This window comes from Ruegeria sp. L11, from assembly GCF_056531755.1.
Genome location: NZ_JBQFMI010000040.1, coordinates 1 through 2,572, shown reverse-complemented (window position 1 = coordinate 2,572; position 2,572 = coordinate 1). Strand labels below are relative to the sequence as shown.

The following is a 2,572-nucleotide window of genomic DNA, read 5'->3' as shown; positions in this document are numbered from 1 at the left end:
AAAACAACCCGCTGAAAAACGCCCCCCACACGGTGCGTGATCTGGTCGGCGACTGGGACCGCCCCTACACCCGCGAACAGGCCTGCTTCCCTCCGGGATCCATGGGCGTCGACAAATACTGGTCCCCCGTCAACCGCGTCGACAACGCATACGGCGACCGAAACCTCGTCTGCACATGCCCACCAATGACAGAATACGAAGACGCCGCTGAGTGAAACCCGTGTCTGTCCGATCCGTCAATTCGCCTGACGGATCGGATTTACACCCTGAGGGCAGCGCCAATCGGGGCGCTGCCACGCCCAAATCGTCGGAGGAACAATGAAACACTATGTCCTCGCAAATGATCACGCCAATCTGTCTGAAACGGAGCCTGAGGCACCCGAAAGATTGAAACATATCGATGTCATTCTCAACGGTGAAGCGGCTATGGCGTCAGCTGGAATGGTCATCGAATTCTATCAGGCGTTAAACACTCTGGCCGAAAACTGCACCTATGTGGTCAACCTTCGTGTCGCTGGCTCGGAACCTGCGGGTGGACCGTTATACTGGGCCGGACGAACGGCGATTTTCTGGGGAGATCTGGAGAACATCTGGTCCATTCCACATTCGCGCAGATTCTGGGTATCGCAGGTCCTGAACCTGTCTTCACGGGTTGTACTGGTCGGCGGCGCGGTGCTGCTTCTGCCGCAACTCGGAAGAACAGGCCGGAACACCGTTGCTGTCCACCCGAATTTCGCAGCCGCTGCACTGGAGGGCGGGCTGGAAGATTGTGGCACCGGCACGCATCTGGCCGCAGACGGGTGCGCCCATAGCGCAACCACCCGGCTAAGCGCGCTGCGCCTGCTGTCAGAATTTGTGTCGATCGACCACGGGGAACATATCGCGGACATACTGCGCGGATACATTGGACTGACGGAACCCACACAAAAGCACGGCAGCACGCTTGCCGCCCGTCTGGTGCACCGTGCAAAAGGTGATCAGCTTGTCATGCGCACGCTGGACGCGATGCAGGAAAACATCGAAGATCCTTTGACGATCTCGGAACTTTCCAATGTGCTCAGGACCTCGACTCGCCAGTTACAGCGAAGGTTTCTAAGCAAAACCGGTGCGAAACTTTTGTCGACCTACAAAGAGCTACGGCTGGAGCGGGCGCAGAGCCTTTTACAATTCACCAACATGTCGCAGATCGAAATCTCGACAGCGACCGGCTTTTCATCGACTGTCGCGCTGAAACGCGCCTTTCAACGCAGCTTTGACGTCAGCCCGGACGAAATTCGGAACAAGCGATTTCTGGGGACGGCCGCCCCGGAACACGGATAACCTTTCGCGTTTGTCTCGTGATCCACCAGTCAACGCAGCACCGAGCCCGCGTGGACCTTGCGCCCACGCAGGTCAGGTTTGGTGCGGGCGATCAGGCCGCAGCGATCTGACTGGCCTTTTCAACCAGCACTTCGGCCTGACGGATCGAGGCATAGTCGATCAGACGGCCATCCAGAGACACGGCACCTTTTCCGTCTGCCTCGGCCTCGGCCATGGCGACAAGGATACGCCGTGCCTTGGTAACTTCGGCATCCGAGGGCGACATCACCTCATTGGCAAGCGCGATCTGGCTGGGGTGGATGGCCCATTTGCCCTCGCAGCCCAGAACGGCGGCACGTTTTGCTGCGGCCTTGTAACCGTCGGGGTCCTGAAAATCGCCAAAAGGCCCGTCGATGGGGCGCAACCCGTTGGCGCGCGCCGCAACCACCATGCGGGCAAGGGCATAGTGCCACATGTCGCCCCAGTGGGTCAGGCGGCCGCCGTCGGCATCCGGGTCGGTCAGAACCGAATAATCCGGGTTCACGCCCCCGATGATTGTGGTTCGCGCGCGGGTTGAGGCGGCATAATCCGCGACACCAAAATGAAGGCTTTCATTGCGCTTTGATGCAGCCGCAATCGCGCTGACATTCTGCATACCAAGCGCGGTTTCGATGATGTGTTCGAACCCGATCCGTTTCTTGTATCCCTTGGCGTCTTCGATCTGGGTCACCAGCATGTCGACCGCATATACATCTGCAGCTGTCCCGACCTTGGGGATCATGATCAGGTCCAGACGCTGGCCCGCCTGTTCGACAACATCCACGACGTCCCGGTACATGTAATGGGTGTCCAGACCATTGATCCGGACCGACATGGTCTTGCTCCCCCAGTCGATATCATTCAGCGCCTGAATGATGTTCCTGCGCGCCTGCTCCTTTTCATCGGGCGCGACGGCGTCTTCCAGATCGAGGAAGATGACATCCGCGTCCGATTTCGCAGCCTTCTCAAACATTCCGGGCTGGCTGCCGGGCACGGCAAGCTCGCTGCGGTTCAGGCGGGCGGGGGCTTGTTCAATTGGTTGAAAGCTCATGGTTGGGACCTTTCGGCTTACAGGTTCGGGTATATGGGGAAGCGGTTGCAGAGGTCTGCGACCTGGGCGCGGACGCGGGCTTCGACTTCGGCGTTGCCGTCTTCGCCGTTGGCGGCCAGGCCGTCGACCACTTCGATGATCCAGTCGGCGATCTGGCGGAACTCGGCCTCGCCAAAGCCGCGG

The 2,572-nt window shown here is 59.4% G+C and carries 3 protein-coding genes and 1 pseudogene; 2 read left to right on the top strand and 2 right to left on the bottom strand.

The genetic code is table 11. The features are described 5' to 3' along the window. Positions 1 to 215: hypothetical protein (locus ACR0CE_RS20425; protein ID WP_480833603.1), on the top strand; the 215-nt coding region annotated here is incomplete at its 5' end. A 103-nt stretch (positions 216 to 318) separates the two neighbouring features. Next, complete coding sequence (locus tag ACR0CE_RS20420) at positions 319 to 1,320, top strand: helix-turn-helix domain-containing protein (protein ID WP_480484961.1); 1,002 nt, start codon at positions 319 to 321, stop codon at positions 1,318 to 1,320. Positions 1,321 to 1,411: 91 nt separating this feature from the next. Here the strand turns inward: ACR0CE_RS20420 and ACR0CE_RS20415 are convergent, their stop codons facing one another. After that, positions 1,412 to 2,389, bottom strand: a complete 978-nt coding sequence (locus ACR0CE_RS20415; protein WP_480833602.1) for an HpcH/HpaI aldolase/citrate lyase family protein — start codon at positions 2,387 to 2,389, stop codon at positions 1,412 to 1,414. Positions 2,390 to 2,406: 17 nt separating this feature from the next. Beyond that, a pseudogene (glyA, locus tag ACR0CE_RS20410) lies at positions 2,407 to 2,572 on the bottom strand (serine hydroxymethyltransferase); the annotation flags it as partial.